Raw genomic sequence first — 16,652 nt, 5'->3', positions numbered from 1 at the left:
TGCGCCGGCTATGGCGCGATCATCTTCGTGTCGACCTCGGGTGGATCCCCGGGATGGCAGTCGTAGTGCCAGCAGCAGTCGTCCCAGCAGTCATCCCAGCAATCGTCCCAGCAGTCGCCCCAGCATGCGCCGTGGTGGCAGCAGTCATCCCAGCAGTCGTCCCAACAGTCGTCCCAGCAGTCGTCGTGGACTCCACTATTGCTGGGGGTACTGCGAGTCTCGAGACCTTGGAGGTGCTCGCGTTCCTCCGTGCTCTCGAGGACCTCCGTGTTCGCCACTGCGTAGGGGCTCTCCCCAGGGGCGCAGCCCACGGCGGCCAGGGCACCGCAGCAGAAGAGGAAGGATGACAGGATGCGTCGACTGGAGCCGTTCATGCCCCACGACTACCCACTGGATGCATCGATGCACCCGGCATCCGCGTCGTTTCGCAAGAACGTCGTTGGTCCGGCCGCGATGCTGCGTTGCTCGCTCGGCACCGACGATCCCGACCCAGGGCGCCCTTGAAAGGCCACTGCCGACCAGCGCGCGACCCCGTCGGGGTCATCCGGGATCGAGGGACGGGACGATGCGGAGGGTGAGCCGGTGCGTCGCGCCGTCTCGATCGAAGCGAGCGGTCAGGGTGGTGGTTTGGTCGAGCTCCTCGAAGGCCCGCCCAACGGCCGCGAAGTCGGTCAGCTCGATGCCGCCGACGTCCCACAGCAGATCGCCGGGCTGGAACCCGAGCGCGGCGGGGAGCGAGTCGGCCCCGAGCGATTCGAACCGAAACCCCGTGTTGCCCGAGGACGATCGGGCGTAGGGACGCACGAGGATCGCATCCTGCTCGAGCACCGACAGGTCTTGCAGGAGGTCGTCGACGAAGCTCGCGGTCACGTCGCAGGCGTCGGGTTTGGGGCACGAGCGCACTGCGTCGAAGTCGTCGAGCCCGTAGAGCTTCGGCCCACCGACCCCGGAGGTGGTGCCTTCGTCGGTTTCGGTGGTGTCTGCCCCCGTGGTGTCCGCTCCCGTGGTTGCCGTGGCGTCGGTCGTGCTGCCCTCCGCGTCGGTCGATCCACCATCGGTGCCCGGGATGCCTCCGTCGGCACCTCCACCACCGCCGGGACAGATGTCGTCGTCGAGCACGCAACCCGAGGCGAAGTACGGGGCCTCGTCCGCGACCGAGTCGGCGCATGACGTCGTGCCCGGATAGTCGAACGACAAGGGTCCCAGATCCTGCTGCATGATCAGGACGCGCTCCTCACAGGCAAGCTCTGCCTTCGTCCGGAGGAACCCGACCTCGTTGAGGTACCAGGTCTCATCGCTCGAGCCCGGAGCGAGCATTCCGCTCTCGCCGAGCACCATGATCTCGTTCTCCGCGGGGCAGTAGCACTTGCAGCCGCGCATCCAGTTCCCCGAGGGGCCCTGGATGTCGTGGAGCGTGATGCTCGACACACGCAGGCCTCGAGGCGGTTTTGCATCGAGGCACCACTGCTGGGACTCGACGGGGTGAGGGAGATCGAGAATGGCGGTGCAGGCGAGCGGCAACGCGAGCAACGATGCACCGGCGAAGAGACGGAGAATGGGGGCATGCATGGTGCTACTCGCTTTGGGCGGCGCTCACCGGTAGCAGGCTCTGTCCCGTGCCCGGATTTCGGGGCAGCACTGGTGATCTGGCATGGTCTCGTCGTCACAAAAGGTGAGGTTCGTGAACTCCGGGCACTCGAATTGATTCATGCAGACGTACAGATCCTCGTAGGGTCCCACGCACGCTGGATCGTCCCACTCGCGTACGCCCATGCACCCGGCCACGCATTGCTCCACGGTTCGAACGGGGCCCGTGATCCCGCACTCGAAGGCTCGCTCGCAGAACGTCCGGCACAGGCCCTCGATGTCCGGCTCGGGCCCATCGTCGCCCACCGGACGCTCGCTGCAGCTACAGGCTGCGAACGAGATGAGCACGAGGGTCATGGCGAGGACGGGGCGCATGGACGTCTCGTAGGGCTACGGTATGGGAAGGGGGGCGGATGCGCAAGCACGCAGGCCTCGAGCCGATTTCGCATCGAGGCACCACTACTGGGACTCGACGGGGTGAGGGAGATCGAGGATGGCGGTGGCGAGCGGCAGCGCGAGCAACGATGCACCAGCGAAGATACGGAGAATGGGGCCATGCATGGTGCTGCTCGTTTCGGGCGGCGCTCACCGGTAGCAGGCTCTATCCCGTGCCCGGACTTCGGGGCAGCACTGGTGATCCGGCGTGGTCTCGTCGTCACAAATGGTGAGGTTCGTGAACTCCGGGCACTCGAACTGATTCATGCAGACGTACAGCTCCTCGTAGGGACCCACGCACGCTGGATCGTCCCACTCGCGTGCGCCCATGCACCCGTCGACGCATGCATCGACCGTTCGAGGGCCTCGGTCGCTCACGACCCCGCACTCGAAGGCTCGCTCGCAGAACGTCCGGCACAGACCCTCGATGTCCGGCTCGGGCCCATCGTCGCCCACCGGACGCTCGCTGCAGCTACAGGCTGCGAGCAGGATGAGCACGAGGGCAAGCGCGCGGGATCGGGCGGGCATGGGCAGTTCGTAGGGAATCACCGTAGGGGAAGGAACGAAGGCCTGCAAGCATGGCCGCAACGAGCACGGGACCGCGATCTGGGCCCGCGAGGTTCCTGCTGGCACTGTGGCGAGCGTAATGGCACTGGACGTGCCCGGCGGGGTCCGCCATCGTCGAGGCCGGTCACGAAAGGCCGTGATGACCGAACCTCACGTCAACATGCACGACCCCGAGGGGCCATGGGTGGAGTACGACGACGGCGACGATCTCGGGACAGTCGAAAGCCATGTGCCCGGCGAATGGAGAGCGAGGTGGCCCCACGCTGTGCGTCTGCCAAGTGGCCGCTTGCGTGCGCCGCTATTCCGCCTGGTCGAGGTCGTGATCGAGCCTGAACCCGTGCGGGAGGTGAAGAAGAGGACATGATCGCAGCGTGGTGCCCGGGTTCCGCGGCCACCCCCCAGATACGACCAAGCAAGCCCACCCGCGATGGATCGGGGCGAGGATCAGAAACGCAGGCGCAGGCCGCTCGCGGAGGGCTCGAGACGCACGGTGCTGCCAAACCAGTGCAGGCCTGGCGGCGAGCATCGGCAGGCCCGAGCCCCGGGCGCACCGACGCGCTCGATCACCCGGCCTGCCACCCATCGACGGTCGCACGCTGCGCATACCCTCGCGTTCACCCGCCGCCCCGCCGCTCGATCCCCTCGCGTGCTCGCGTCGGCTCACCCCCCGGCCGCCCCCGCTCACCTGAACTCCAGGTGAACTCCCGAGCCACCCCCCGAAATTGAAAAACCCCGCAGAGCGGGGTCTAGGGGGAGCCACCTGCCGGACTTGAACCGGCGACCTACGGTTTACGAAACCGTTGCTCTACCAACTGAGCTAAGGTGGCGAGAGGTCGCGCTATCTAGCCCGCCACCGCGTTCCCGTCAAGCCGCCCATCAGGGCTTCCACTGCAACCCTCGCGCGCTCGGATCCAGATCCGGCGCCGCGCTGGCGTCTCCCGTGAGTCGCACCAGGACCCGCCCGCGGATCGCCTCCGCGGGCACCCAGCCCACCGCGCGCGAGTCGCAGCAGGCCCCGTCCTCGCGGTTGTCGGCCACCACCAGGTACCCGGGCGCTTCCAGCTCCACCGGCCCCGCCTCCTCGGGCGGCAGCTCCAGCGCGGGCCACGGATCCCGCGGCTCCTCGGCGGGCACGAGCACCTGGTAGCGTCGATCGTCGGGACTCTCGTAGGCGGTCGATCGCATGCGCGGCGGACCGACCGGCCCCTCGGGATCATCGGCATCGCGCAGCGACAGCCGCAGCGGCTCGGCCGTCTTCTGCAGCAGCGGCTGCCCGTCGATCGCCAGCCCCAGCGCGGCTCCGGGCACGTGGAACGCCACCCGATCGCCCGGCACCGCCAGCACCCGGCCCACCCGCAGGGTGGGGGCCTCGTAGGTCGCCAGGCCGCCCGAGCGCGCTTGCACCTTCTCCCAGTTGTCCTCGAGCTCCTCGGGATCGATCACCGCCGTGTTGCGAAGGTCGCGGTCCGGAGCCTCGCGCACATCGGGCAGCTCCTCGCCGTTGCCGTTGTCGGCCCGCGGATCATCGGCCTCGGCCAGGCCGGGCTCTTCCCCCAAGCGGGGCGAGGCCGCGCCCGGCACGTAGACCACCACGTCACCCCGCGACACGCCCATGCTCCCGCGCACCAGCATCACGTGGTCGCCATCGAGCAGGGTCGGCGCCATGCCGTCGCCGTGGATCTGCACCACCGTGGCCACGCCCACGCGCATGCCCACCATCACCACGCCTCCCACCAGGGTCAGCCAGGCCAGTCGCGTGGACCAGCCACGTCCAGAGCGCGCAGGGGCAGGGGTCTCGGCATCAGGGCGGCGGCGCAGCATCGTCTCGGGGCGTGACCACGGCGTGGGCCAAGCGGCCCACATTGTCGGCGACGGTGGCCAGCGGGCCAAAGAAACCGGCAATGCCGGCCACGCCGAAGGCCCCGGCCTCGATGCATGCCCGCGCCCGCTCGGGCGTGATGCCGCCCAGCGCCAGCACGTGAGGCTCCACGGCGGCGAATGCTCGGAGCGGATCCAGCCCCACCGCCCGCTTGCCGGAGCCCGGCGTCGGCGAGGCGGTCCGGGGCTCGAAGATCGGCGCGAGCACCGAGTAGTCCACCCGCTCGCCCATCGGCGCGGGCGCTCCGTGGCAGGATCGCCCCAGCAGCCAGCCCTCGGGCAGGGCCCGGCGCGCCCGCTCCAGCGTTCGTGCCGAGGGATCTCCCCGCAGCTGCACCCCCATTACCCCCGAGGCCCCAACGGCCACGCCCAGCTCCGCCAGCATCGCCGCGTCCACCGACAGCAGGCACGGCACCCCGGCGCGCGCACAGGCCAGCCGCAGCGGCGTCAGCCGATGGTCCGCACCGACCAACACTCCCGGCGGCGTGCCGGGCTCGCGCAGCAGCACCGCCATCCCCACCGCGCGCCCGGCATCCCAGGCCGACACGACCCCCGGATCCACCGGTCCCGCCGGTGGCGTGATCGCCAGCAGCCGTGGCCCTCGCCGGCCCTCGTGCATCGCTCCTCGAGCCCACCCGCGCTCGTCGAGCGAGGCACTCGCGCTCACTCGATGAGCCCCACCGTGGGGCTCGAGGCGTTGGCGTGCGCCTGCATGGGCATGCGCCCGGCCAGGAACGCCTGCCGGCCCGCGATCACGGCCAGCCGCATCGCCTCGGCCATGCGCTCGGGCTCGCGCGCCCTTGCGATCGCGGTGTTCATCAGCACCCCGTCGATCCCGAGCTCCATCGCCACCGCCGCGTCGCTGGCCGTGCCCACCCCCGCGTCCACGATCACGGGCACGGTCGCCTGCTCGACGATGAAGCGAATGTTGTGCGGGTTGCGGATCCCCAGCCCGCTGCCGATCGGCGCCGCCAGGGGCATCACCGCCGCGCAGCCCATCTCCTGCAGCTTGCGGCACACGATGGGGTCGTCGCTCACGTAGGGCAGCACCGCAAAGCCCTCGTCGAGCAGGATCTTGGCCGCCAGCAGCGTCTGCTCGTTGTCGGGCAAGAGCGTCGTGGGATCGCCGATCACCTCGAGCTTGACCAGATCGGCGATCCCGAGCTCGCGCGCGAGCCGAAGCGTGCGCACGGCCTCGTCGGCCGTGTAGCAGCCCGCGGTGTTGGGCAGCAGCAAGTAGCGATCGCGATCGATCCACGACAGCAGGTTGTCCTTGGCCGACAGATCCACGCGGCGCAGCGCCACCGTGACGATCTCGGCGCCGCTGCGCTCGAGGCAGGCCTTGGTCTGCGCCGCGTCGCGGTACTTGCCCGTGCCCACGATCAGCCGCGATCGCAAGGTGCGGCCGGCCAGGGTCCAGGTGTCGTCACCATCGCCGCCGCCATGGCCAGGGAGGGAGGAGGGGTCGTGCCGGGTGTCTGCCATCACGGGGCTCGTCTCGTCGTTGCCATCAGGGGGCGTGGGGAGCTAACCGCCACCCACGAAGGTCACGATCTCCAGATGATCGCCGTCGGCCAGGCGCCGCGCGTCGTGCTCGGCTCGCGGCACGATCTCCCGGTTGGCCTCCACCGCCACGTGCTGCCGCGCCAGGCCCAGATCGGCCAGCAACCCCGCCACGGTGGTACCCTCGGCGACGGCGCGTTCCTCGCCGTTGACGACGATGTGGAGCATGCGGTGCGGGACATAGCCCCGCACCACCGGGCCCGTCCACCCACCTCGCCCATGCTCGGCCCACACCCCACGAGGGGGCATGAGACCCCGGTGAGGAGGCCTGCCACGCCCCCACCGTGGCCCAAGTCCCTCACTGTGGCTTTTTCACAACACGATTCGGCGCCTGGAGACAATTGCGAGATCCCCGCTAACTTCAATGATCTCAAGGAGTACCCATCAGGAGGCGGGGTGTGCGACATGGCACGGGTCCTGCTCGATGGGTCGGCATGGCCCTTGTCGACGATACCCGCCGTCCGCTGATCCCCCTCGAGCGCATGACCCCGGCCGATGTGCTCTCCTGCGTGGAGCCCTTCACCGCCGCACGCCCCGAGGAGATCGAGCAGCTCGCCAAGGTGGCCGTGCGCTTGCGCAAGCCCGCGGGCAGTGCCCTGGTCGCCGAGGGCCACGTTCCCGACGGCGTCTACGTGGTGCTCCGCGGTCGGGTGAACCTGGTTCGCATGGGTGACGGCGGTCGCGACCTCATCCTCTTCACCCTGGGCCCCGGCGACGTGCTGGGAGAGAGCTGCGCCTTCGACCGCTGCGGCATGTCGACCTCGGCCGTGGCCGCCACGCCGGTCGAGCTGCTGCGCGTGCCGGCCGATGCCGTCTCGGCGCACGTGCGGCGCGAGCCCGAGACCATGGTGCGCCTGGTCCGGCTGCTCGGCGACAAGCTCCGCGACATCGAGAACGTGGCCAGCAGCCTGGCGCTGCACGACGTCGAGGAGCGCCTGCGTCGTACGCTGGTCCGCCTCGTGCGTCGCCAGGGCCGCCGCGCCCCGGCCTCCAGCGGATGGATCCTGGCGCCCGTGCCCACCCAGAGCGAGCTGGCGCGCATGGTGGGCTCGTGCCGCGAGACCGTGTCGCGCACCTTGTCGGCGATGGCGCGCAATGGGCTGGTCAGCAGCAGTGGCCGTCGCATGATCCTCGACGACAGCCTGCTCCACGGCGAGCTCGAAGAGGCCGAGGCCGAAGCCGCCGCCTGAGCGGCCCCGCCGATCTCGAGACGTCGCCAGCCGCTCGACGAAGAGGGCTCCGAGCCACGCTCGGGGCCCTTCGTCGTGGGCGAAGACCAGCGGGGGCGCGTGCTATAAGCCAGGCGCGTCGGCGGCATGCGGTCTCCTCCTGCGCGCCGTCGCGGAGCAAGGGCGATGAAGCAGCGCATCACGTGGATCCTGGTCGCAGTGGCGGCGGTGGCTGGCCTGTGGTGGCTGCTCGCGGGGCGCGGTGAGCCGGAGTCCGCGAAGACCGACGACGAGGCACGCACCGAGACCGGGATCGATCGCCGCGCCATCGTCGAGCGCAAGCGCAAGGCGCGAGAGGGCGGAGAGATCGATCTGTCGCCCGCGACCGCTCGCGGCCGGATCACCGCGGAAGGAGGCGGCGGGCTCGAGGGGGCGATCGTGCTGCTCACCCCCAAGGGGCTCGATCAGCAGACCCGCGGCGGCAGCCCCGGTGAGCCCGCGCGCCCCCTGCAAGCCCGTACCCGCGCCGATGGGACCTGGTCGATCGCCCCCGTGCCGGCGGGGCGCTACTCGCTGTCCGCCACCGCGGTGGGGTACCTGCCCGCCACCCGCGCCGACATCACCCTCGTCGCCGGCCAGGACAACGACGGCCTCGACCTGGTGCTCGGCCGCGGCGGGCACGAAGTGCGCGGCACCGTGTCCGACATCGGGGGAGGGCCCGTCGAGGACGTGCTCGTCCGGGTCACGCGGATCGACGGCAGCCCCTTCAACTTCGATCGCCCGGCGCTGGGGGTGGTGACCGACGACGAGGGCGCGTTCGTGCTGCAGCTCGCGGACGGGCACTACTCGGTGGGCACGTTCCACCCCGACTACGTGGATGCCAGCCAGACCCTGCGCGTCGATGGAGGCCCGCGCTCGCTGACCTTCACCATCACGCCCGCCGCCAGCATCGAGGGCCGCGTGCTCGCGCGGGCCACCGGGGAGCCCGTCGAGGGGGCCATCGTCAGCCGCAGCGGCGAGGACACCGGCGGCTTCGTCGTCCAGGGCCTGGGGCAGGATCAGGTGATCACCGATGCCGAGGGCCGCTTTCGCCTGCGCGGCATGCCGTCGGGCGTGGTGCGCTTGCACGCGGTGGCCCGCGGCTACTCCACGCGCCAGCCGGTCGAGGTGGTGCTCGGCGTCGCCGAGCAGGTCTCGGACGTGGAGATCCTGGTCGACGAGGCGCTGACGATCTCGGGCTTCGTGGTCGCGCAGGGCGACGAAGAGCGCGGGCTCGAGGGCGTGCTCGTGGGCGCCTTCTCGCTCGATCCGGGCCGCCTCTACGTCGCCTCGGCCCCCAGCGCCGCCGACGGCTACTTCGAGATCTTCGGGGTGCTCCCGGGCGGCTACACGGTGGGGGCGATCGGCGAGGACTCGCTGCCCAACATCCTCGGGGCCAGCGCGGCGGTGACGGACGAGGACGTGACCGACGTGCTCGTGGTGATGAACGCCGGGGTGCACCTGCGCGGCCGCGTCTCGCCGGGGGTTCCCGCCACGATCTCGGTGCGCGTCGATGGCGAGTCCATGTCGATGGGCACGATCATGCAGACCATGAGCAACGCGCTGGTCCGCGGCCGCAGCGGCGACGACGGCGTGTTCGATCTGCACCCGGTGGCCGAGGGGGCGCTGACGGTGGTGGCCGAGGCCGAGGACGGCAGCCGCGGCGAGCTGAAGGTGGAGGTGGGCGAGGTCGACCTCGACGGGCTGGTGATCGAGCTGCAGCCGCGGGCATCGGTGGCCGGACGGGTCGTCGATGCCAACGGAGGGCCAGGGGCCGGGCTCGAGGTCGCGTTTCGCAGCACCACGCCCGCCGCCGGGGCAACCATGACCCTGAGCTTCGACGTCCAGAGCGGCCGGCGCAGCGCCACCACCGACGAGGACGGCAATTTCGAGGTCGACGGGCTCGATGCCGGCGACTACGAGGTCTCGGTGTCGGCCGCTCGTGGTCCCACGCTCGAGTGGGCCGAGCCGGTCGACCCCGAGCAGCCGCGGGCGCCGATCGAGATGACGGTGAACGAGGGCGAGCGACGCTCGGGGGTCGTGCTCGCGGTGGAGGCCCGCGATGGTGTGATCTCCGGGGTCGTCGTCGGCCCCGACGGCGAGCCGGCGGTCGATGCCTGGGTCACCGCGGTGCGCAACGACTCGGCACGCGAGTGGATGGCCGAGATGACCCGCGGCCGCAGCGGTGGAGGCGACGACGAGCCGGACGAGGCCGAGGCCGAGAAGCGCGAGCGAAACCTCGAGCAGTGGGAGATGATGGGCCTCGCCGAGCCGCCCGTGCTGACCGGCGAAGGCGGGCGATTCGAGGTCACCGGCCTGCGCAGCGGCACGTATCGGCTGCGCGCCGAGGCGCACAAGGACGGGGCACGCGGCTACGTGGACCAGGCCCAACCGGGCACGGACGTACGCATCGCGCTCGAGCCGCTCGCGGGCCTCGAGGGGGTGGTGCGCTTTCGCGGCAAGCCGGTGCGCGAGTACACCGTGAGCGTCGCGGGGCGCTCGAGCCGTCAGCAGCAGGTCCACGCCGCCGACGGGCGCTTCTTCATGTCGCGTCTGGACGTGGGCGACTACGAGGTGGTGGCGCGGTGCAGCGAGGGGGTGGCCAAGGCGCAGGTCGAGATCGCGGGCCGTGGCACGACCTCCGTCACCCTCGACGTGGGCGGATGGGGCACGCTGCGCGGCATCGTGGTCGATGCGGGCACGGGCGATCCGATCCCCGGCCTGAGCATCACCGTGATGGGCGATGGAGGCCCCAGCGCCAGCTCGGTGATGGGCATGTTCACCGGGGCCGGGCCCAAGACCGACGCCGAGGGCCGCTTCTCGGTGGGCGAGGTGCCGCCCGGCGAGGGCAAGGTGCTGTTCTTCGATCGCGATGCCACGGGCATGGGCGGCGCGGTGGCCCAGGCCGACTACGAGGTCGAGGCCGACGGCGAGCAGGACCTGGGGACCATCACCGGAGTGGCGCCGAGCTACATCCCGCCCGACGAGCGCGGGACGCTGGGGCTGCAGGTCAAGGCGGCCACGTACGACCAGCGCCCGCGCGCGCCGGGGGCCGAGGATGGAGAGGAGCCGGCCGCGCCCGACCAGCCACGGCGCCTGTGGGTGCTCCAGGTGACCCCGGGCGGTGCGGCCGCGCAGGCCGGATTGGTGCCGGGAGACGAGATCCTGTCGGTCGATGGCGCGAGCGTGTCGACGATGGGGGCGACCAACGCCGCCAAGCTGCTGTCGCCGCAGTACGTGCGCGTGGGCGATGACGTGGCGCTGGAGATCGATCACGACGGCAGTCGCAACACGGTCACGATGATCGCGGGACCTCCCGCCGCGCCGGGCGGCTGAGCATCACCGGCTACGGCGCATCGCCGTCGCCGTCGTCCTCGCTGGGCTCGGCATCGGCATCGGCATCGGCATCCTCGTCGTCGCTTTCGGCCGACGCCCCATCGGGCTCGTCGTCCTCCTCGGGCGGTTCGGGCTCGTCGCCCTCGTCCTCGCACGCCAGCGGCCCCACGTAGTCCGGATTGCAAGGATCGCGAATGACCTGCACATCACCCGGGGGCGGCACCATGAGCTCGGGCACCAGGCCGCGGGTGGCGATCCACTTGGCGCGGACCTTGCGAAAGACCACGCCCTCCTCGGGATCGGCCTCGCGGGTCTCTCGGTCGATGTCGGCGGGGTAGCCCGCGTCGGCGAACAGCACCTCGGCCCGGACGTCGCGCTCCACGGTGACGGGGCCGCGCTCGCCACCGCGCTGCTCGTGGCGCTGCTGCTCGATCATCAGTCGCCTCACCACCACGCCGTCGTCGGTGCGGTGCTCGTAGCTGCCGTCGAGCCGTAGATCCTGCTCGAGCGCCTGCCCCAGGCCGTTGGCGGTGGTGTGTTCGAAGCGCTCGTGCCACACGTCGTTGCGTCCGAGGGGCTGCCCCGGCAACGGCACGAAGAACGACTCGAGGCCCATCAGCATGGTCTCGATCACCTCGCGCAGCTCGAGCGGGGCGTTGGCGGGCGGCGTGGGCAGGGCCTGGATCCGGCCGTCGGGTCGCACCACGAACGTCACCTGCATGCCGCGGAGCTGCGCGTGCGCGAGCTCGACCAGCTCGTCGGACGAGTAGGTGGCCGCGGGAGGCAGGTCCCAGTCGAGGTCGACCCCGGTGAACGTGGCCCGCACCTCGGTGCCCATGTCGCTGGTCGCCAGCATCACCATGCTCACCTCGCAGGTCAGGGTCTGGGACAGCGGCTCGGTCAGCCCCTCGATCGCCCGCGTGTTGCCGATCTTGAGCGTGCCCTCGAAGCCCTGCCCCTTGGAGCGCAGGTACTCGAGCGTCACGCCTTGCCGCGGAGTTCGAACGCGGCGCAGCTCGGTGGAGACGCTGCACCCCAGCGGGCCAGATCCCGACATGGCGAGCAGGACGGCGAGCACGACGCGGGCGGAGGCGGGCATGCGGGGGGCAGGGTACGCACGGCCCGCGTGAGCCGACAAGCCGCGTGCCACGAGCGCTCGCCGCTCGTGCGCTCGGGATCGCGGGGGCCGCTCGCTCACCCACCGTGCGGCCGAAGCGGCGGCGACGGCGGAGCCTCGACGCGGGGCACGGTGCCGTCGGCCCGGCCCTCCCAGCGCTCCGCCGCGTCGGCCGAGACCTCGGGGAGGGCATCGGCCAGCGCCGCGCGGCGCTCGGCCGCGGCTTCGGCCTTGGCTCGCTCGGCCTCGCGATCCGGCGGCCCGATCGGACGCTGCTGGGTGAACGTCGACCCCGGCGGCTGACTCGAGTCGCGCACGTGCACCACCGGGCTGCGCCCCAGCTCGGAGGGCAGATAGCCGGTCCAGCCCTCGGGGAGCGACGGCCCCGCCCACTCGAACATCCAGCGAGCATCGAGCGGAGCCAGGTTCACGCAGCCATGGCTGCGTCGCTTGCCGAAGCCATCGTGCCAGTAGGCGCCGTGCAGCGCGTTGTGTCCCTGGAAGAGCATCACCCACGGCACCCCCTGCACCATGTACGGCTTGTCCTCGTACTCCTGGTTGGCCATGTCCATGATCGCGACCTTGGCCCACACGGGGTAGTTGCCCAGCGGGGTGGGGGAGCCGCGGCCGCTGGACACGAGGGTGGCGTGCTGGGGCGAGGTACCCCGGTAGGCCACGATCACCTGCTCGCCCACGTCCACGTCGAACCATTGATCGTTGCCGGCGGCGAGGCGGAACTCGGAGAGCACTCCGGGCGGCGGCTCGACGACGTGGACCTCGTTGAGATCATCGGCCTCGATCCACGCGTCCTCGCCCACGCGCCACCACAGCGGGCGGATCGCAGCATCGGGCTCGAGCAGCGGAACCCGCTCGCGCCGGCCCACGGTGCGAATCACCGGCGCCTCGCGGCTCGGTGTGGATCGCACCGCCGTCTTGGTCTGCCGCGTCCAGCCCAGCAGCGGCCCCGTGCGCTCGGCCTCGATGTCCACGCCCCGCCAGGCCGAGCCCTGGCCCATGTAGCCCACGTCTTCGCGGCGGACGAGCTTGCCCTCGGCCGTCTGCACGAAGCTCTGCGCGCCCACGTCGATCCCCCGCGCGATCACCAGGCTCATGCCGTGGGTGAGCGCCTGCTCGGGCACGTCGGCCTGCGCGTCCTCGATGGAGGCGTAGCTCGGTGCCCCTTCGGTGCGCACGATCGCATAGGCCACCGGGAGCCGCTTGCCCTCGGGCACGGGCAAGGCGGTGCCGACGTCGGGGGGGCGCTCGGACGTGCGCACGTGCTCCGAGCACAGGTAGCCGAACGGCCACACCGCATACCAGACCTTGCCGTGGCAGCCCTCGTCGTCGCGGCTGTCGACCTCGCCGCGCACCACGAAGCGGGTTCCCTTGGACACGGTGGCCACGCGCTTGTGGGGCACCCAGGGGCGGCCGCGGACGACCGTCTCGAGCTGCCGGGCCTCCACGAAGCGGACCTCGGTGGGGCGCACGGTGACGTCGTCGGGCTCGCCCGACGGCTCGGTGGCCATCAGGGCCCTGACCGTCTGCGCGAGCAGTAGGGGGCCAAGCACGCTCATCGCGGTCACGCTACCATCGTCGGCACGGGCGTCGGCACCCATACGCGCCGCCTTGGTGCACTGTTCCGCGCCCATGGCCGTGTGCTGGGGGCGATCGTGGTGCTGTGCGCGTTGGTGGCGCCGTGGGGGAACATCCCCCGCGATCAAGCCGACACGGCCGGGATGCTGGCCCACCTGCACGCGTTCTTCGTGGACGCCGATCTGCTCTACGACGACGAGTACCGCGCCCTCGGCATGTCTCCCCTGTTCGGGTTCGTGACCGACGAGGGGGTGGTGTCCAACCACTGGCCGGCGGGCGCCACCTGGCTGCAGGCGCCGGGGTACGGGCTCGGCTGCGCCGCCGCCACCGGGCTGGCGGGGCTCGGGATCGGGCATGGCGACTCGATGGGGGTGATCGCCGTGCTCGGCGTGCGGACGTGGGCGGTCCTCGTGCTGGTCGCGATGGCCTGGGGGACGGCCCGGCTGTGCGCGGCGCGGAGCGAGCGTCCCGAGGGCGTCGCCCGACGCATGGGCTGGGCGATCGCGGCGACCTTCGTGTTCGGCACGCCGCTCTTCTACTACGCCGCCGAGGCCCCGCTGCGACCGCACCTCTGGGGATCCGCGCTCACGCTGGTGGTGGTGGCGCTGTGGTGGCGACCACCGGGGCGAGAGCCCGAGCCCGGCGAGTCGACCGTGTGGCGCACGGTGGCGATGGCCGCGGTGGCCGGGCTCGCCACCTACGTGCGCCCGCAGCTGGCCCCGCTGTGGCTGCTGGTGATCCACGACGCCTGGACGCCCGCCTCCGAGCCCAGGGCCGGCCGCGCGCGCCGGGTGCTCTTGGGCACCGCCGTGTTCGCCGTGTTTCCCCTCGCCCACCTGCGGATGCAGCGGTGGATGTACGGGCCACAGCTCGATCGCTACCTCGGCGACGTGACCCATCACCTGGGTTCGCTGCTGCTGTCGACCCACCACGGCCTCTTGCCCTGGTGTCCAGTGCTGGCGCTGGGGCTGCTGGCGATGGCCCGTAGCGCCGCGCTGCGCGAGCGCGGCGCGTGGATCCTGCTGGCGATCGTGCTCTGGCAGCTCTGGCTCGACAGCGGGATGCGACCGATCGAGCCGCGCGCCGTGCTGGGCACGCGCACGTGGGCCGGCGGGGTCTCGTTCGGACCGCGCAAGCTCGTCGACGTGTTGCCGCTGTTGCTCCCCGCCGCCACGAGCCTGGCCAGCGCCGCCTCCGCTCGCGGTCTACCTCGGGGGCTGGCGGTGGTGGTGGGCCTCGCCTGCATGCCCACCGTGCTGCTGCACGCGTCGGCATGGCTCGATCCCGACGCCACCACCGGGGGGATCATGGGGAGCATCGAGTATCGCGCGGCGCTCGGGCGGCCGTTGCACGCGGAGGCATGGAGTCGGGCGTGGTCGCAGCGGGCGCTGCCCGTGGTGGTCCCGCTGGTCCTCGCGCTCGTGGTGGCACTGCCGCTCGTGCTCGCGGCATGGCTCGCGCGGCTCGTCGCACGGCGCGGGGCCCAGCCGCGCGAGCCCTGGCGTCGGGCCGCCGTGGTGGCGCTGGGTGGCATGCTCGTGGTGCACGGCTGGCTTGCCGTGCTGCTCGTGCGCAGCGACCTCGCACGCGAGGCCGAGCCTCGGCGCATGATCGACGCCGCCGCGAGCATGACCCCCGCCCACCTCGCGACCGTTCGCAGGATCCAGGCCCATCACCAACAGCTGCGCGAGCGGCTGGGCCCCGACGCTGCACCACCCCAGTGACGCAGCGACCGCGGGGGTCGGGCGAGCAGGCACCGCGGCTCAGTCGAGCACGCGCAGCGTCAGGGGGCGATCATCGACCAGCGCCGCCTTGCCCTTGCGCTGGGCTCGACGAGCTTCGTCGCCGAAGACCAGCGGTCGCTCGCGCACGGGCTGGGCCTCGAATGCGCGGATCCAGTCGCGGTAGCGCCCGCCCGCATGCACGGCCTGCAGCGCGGCGAGGCCCGCCTCGGGCCCGCGCTGGGCGAGCAGATACTCCACGTGGGCCCACCGCGGCGACTGAGGGCGGATCTCGACCTTGCCGCGCAGGCCCTTGCGGATCCGCTGGAGCGTGGCGTTGGCCTCCTTGACCCCCACGAACGGCTGCCCATCGAGCGGCGTGTTGCGCTTGGCCACGAACGTCGAGAACGTCAAGGTCAGCCGCACGATGCTCGCGAGCTCGAGGCTGAAGTCGATGAGCTCGTCGACGTCCTCGGATCGCTCGGTGGGAGCCCCGATCATCTGGTAGGCCTTGAGGCCGCGAAATCCACCGTGTGCGGCCACCAGGCGCGCGGCATGGCGGAGATCGTCGGCGTGGATCTTGCGGTGCAGGACCTCGCGCAAGCGCTCGCTGATCCCATCGGAGGCCACCGTGATCTGCCGGTAGCCCCCGCGCGCCAGTCGATCCAGCAGGCCCGGGGTGAGGCGATCGGCCCGCAGGCTCGACACCCCCACGCCGCGCCCGCTGTCGACGACGCGGGCCACGAGCTGCTCGAGCTTGGGGTGATCGGTGACCGCTGCGCCCACCAGCCCAACGCGCTTGGCGTGCTCGGGAACGAGGCCCAGCGGCGTCTCGATGTCGAGCAGGCGCATGCCGCCGGTGGTGGCACCTCGCATCACGCAGAAGGTGCAGCGCCGCGAGCACCCGCGCTCGGGCTCCACCAGGAACATGTCGGCGAGCTCGGTATTCGGGGTGGTGATGGCCGAGTAGGCGGGCAGCCGCTCCTTGGCCACCGATGCCATCGTGGGCAGGGGCTCGAAGTGCTCGGGGGCGACCTCTCCCTTGATGGTGTGGGGCAGGGATCCTGCGGCCTCGATGCCGGCTTCGCGGCTGCCCGAGCCCAGCACGCGGTCGATGGCCCGGGGCAGCAGCTCCTCGCCTTCACCCGCGATGAGCACGTCGACGAAGGGAAGCAGCGCGCTGGGGTTGGTGGTGGTGAGAGGGCCGCCAGCGATGACCACCGGATCGCGAGCGCGACGCTCCGAGGCTCGCACCGGGATCCCGGCCCCCTCGAGCACGCGGATCACCCCGGCGACCTCGAGCTCGTAGGCAACCGACAGGGCCAGCACCGGATAGTCCGCGATCGGCCGCAACGCCTCGTAGCTCAGCACGGGAATCCGCGGCTGAGGCCAGGGCAGGGCGGCCGGCTCCCAGGGATCGGGCAGGAAGGCTCGGTGGGCTCCGGGCCCGTCCGCGTTGAGCTGGCGATACAGGGTCTGGAAGCCCAGACTCGACATGCCCACCCGATAGGGGCTCGGGTAGACCATGCACACCGGTGCGGCGCGCTCGAGCCCCAGCGTGCCCCGCTCGTGCGAGAGCCGGGCCTCGATGAGGGCCCGGCTCTCTGCCAGCGACGCCCGCTTGCTCATCTTGGGCGAGCCGCTCGC

14 protein-coding genes and 1 tRNA gene are annotated in these 16,652 nt (G+C 71.6%); 3 read left to right on the top strand and 12 right to left on the bottom strand.

Going from position 1 to position 16,652, the window contains the following annotated elements:
• Window positions 1–8 precede the first annotated feature (8 nt).
• The 9 genes from OEB96_RS33665 to thiS all read right to left on the bottom strand — a co-directional run bounded on the left by OEB96_RS33665 (window position 9) and on the right by thiS (window position 6,198).
• Window positions 9–374 carry a hypothetical protein gene (locus tag OEB96_RS33665; protein ID WP_266220942.1) on the bottom strand — a complete coding sequence of 122 codons (366 nt, stop codon included), beginning with the start codon at window positions 372–374 and terminating at the stop codon, window positions 9–11.
• 166 nt (window positions 375–540) lie between these two features.
• Window positions 541–1,428, bottom strand: a complete 888-nt coding sequence (locus OEB96_RS33660) for a hypothetical protein (RefSeq protein ID WP_266220941.1) — start codon at window positions 1,426–1,428, stop codon at window positions 541–543.
• Between the two features lie 165 nt (window positions 1,429–1,593).
• Complete coding sequence (locus OEB96_RS33655; protein WP_266220940.1) at window positions 1,594–1,962, bottom strand: hypothetical protein; 369 nt, start codon at window positions 1,960–1,962, stop codon at window positions 1,594–1,596.
• 210 nt (window positions 1,963–2,172) lie between these two features.
• Window positions 2,173–2,550 carry a hypothetical protein gene (locus OEB96_RS33650; protein WP_266220939.1) on the bottom strand — a complete coding sequence of 126 codons (378 nt, stop codon included), beginning with the start codon at window positions 2,548–2,550 and terminating at the stop codon, window positions 2,173–2,175.
• 793 nt (window positions 2,551–3,343) lie between these two features.
• Window positions 3,344–3,416, bottom strand: a tRNA-Thr gene (locus OEB96_RS33645).
• Window positions 3,417–3,465: 49 nt separating this feature from the next.
• Window positions 3,466–4,410, bottom strand: a complete 945-nt coding sequence (locus tag OEB96_RS33640; RefSeq protein ID WP_266220938.1) for a S26 family signal peptidase — start codon at window positions 4,408–4,410, stop codon at window positions 3,466–3,468.
• On the bottom strand, window positions 4,391–5,086 hold the full coding sequence (locus OEB96_RS33635; RefSeq protein ID WP_266220937.1) for a thiamine phosphate synthase: 696 nt from the start codon (window positions 5,084–5,086) through the stop codon (window positions 4,391–4,393). The genes OEB96_RS33640 and OEB96_RS33635 overlap by 20 nt, the downstream gene beginning before the upstream one ends.
• A 44-nt stretch (window positions 5,087–5,130) precedes the next feature.
• Window positions 5,131–5,952: a thiazole synthase gene (locus tag OEB96_RS33630; RefSeq protein WP_266220936.1), complete on the bottom strand. Its 822-nt coding sequence runs from the start codon at window positions 5,950–5,952 to the stop codon at window positions 5,131–5,133.
• Window positions 5,953–5,994: 42 nt separating this feature from the next.
• Window positions 5,995–6,198: a sulfur carrier protein ThiS gene (thiS, locus tag OEB96_RS33625; protein WP_266220935.1), complete on the bottom strand. Its 204-nt coding sequence runs from the start codon at window positions 6,196–6,198 to the stop codon at window positions 5,995–5,997.
• Window positions 6,199–6,464: 266 nt separating this feature from the next.
• Between thiS and OEB96_RS33620 the strand changes: the two genes are divergently transcribed.
• Window positions 6,465–7,220 (top strand): Crp/Fnr family transcriptional regulator, encoded by a 756-nt coding sequence (locus OEB96_RS33620; RefSeq protein ID WP_266220934.1) that lies wholly within the window; start codon window positions 6,465–6,467, stop codon window positions 7,218–7,220.
• A 165-nt stretch (window positions 7,221–7,385) separates the two neighbouring features.
• Entirely contained in the window at window positions 7,386–10,574 is a 3,189-nt protein-coding gene (locus OEB96_RS33615) for a carboxypeptidase regulatory-like domain-containing protein (RefSeq protein WP_266220933.1), read from the top strand.
• 10 nt (window positions 10,575–10,584) lie between these two features.
• On the opposite strand, the gene OEB96_RS33610 is transcribed toward OEB96_RS33615, so the two are convergent.
• Both OEB96_RS33610 and OEB96_RS33605 read right to left on the bottom strand, forming a co-directional pair.
• Complete coding sequence (locus OEB96_RS33610) at window positions 10,585–11,673, bottom strand: hypothetical protein (RefSeq protein ID WP_266220932.1); 1,089 nt, start codon at window positions 11,671–11,673, stop codon at window positions 10,585–10,587.
• Window positions 11,674–11,768: 95 nt separating this feature from the next.
• Entirely contained in the window at window positions 11,769–13,265 is a 1,497-nt protein-coding gene (locus tag OEB96_RS33605) for a L,D-transpeptidase (protein ID WP_266220931.1), read from the bottom strand.
• Window positions 13,266–13,346: 81 nt separating this feature from the next.
• Here OEB96_RS33605 and OEB96_RS33600 point away from each other — a divergent pair, with 81 nt between their 5' ends.
• Window positions 13,347–15,008, top strand: coding sequence for a hypothetical protein (locus OEB96_RS33600; RefSeq protein WP_266220930.1), 1,662 nt, complete (start codon window positions 13,347–13,349; stop codon window positions 15,006–15,008).
• A gap of 39 nt (window positions 15,009–15,047) precedes the next feature.
• Here OEB96_RS33600 and OEB96_RS33595 read toward each other — a convergent pair whose 3' ends face one another.
• Entirely contained in the window at window positions 15,048–16,634 is a 1,587-nt protein-coding gene (locus OEB96_RS33595; protein WP_266220929.1) for a B12-binding domain-containing radical SAM protein, read from the bottom strand.
• Window positions 16,635–16,652 lie beyond the last annotated feature (18 nt).

Origin of the sequence: Paraliomyxa miuraensis, assembly GCF_026337845.1 — a bacterium.
Classification (GTDB): Bacteria; Myxococcota_A; Polyangia; order Nannocystales; family Nannocystaceae; genus Paraliomyxa; species Paraliomyxa miuraensis.
Note: the sequence above shows the minus strand (reverse complement) of the source record. Positions and strands in the feature narration are given on the sequence as shown.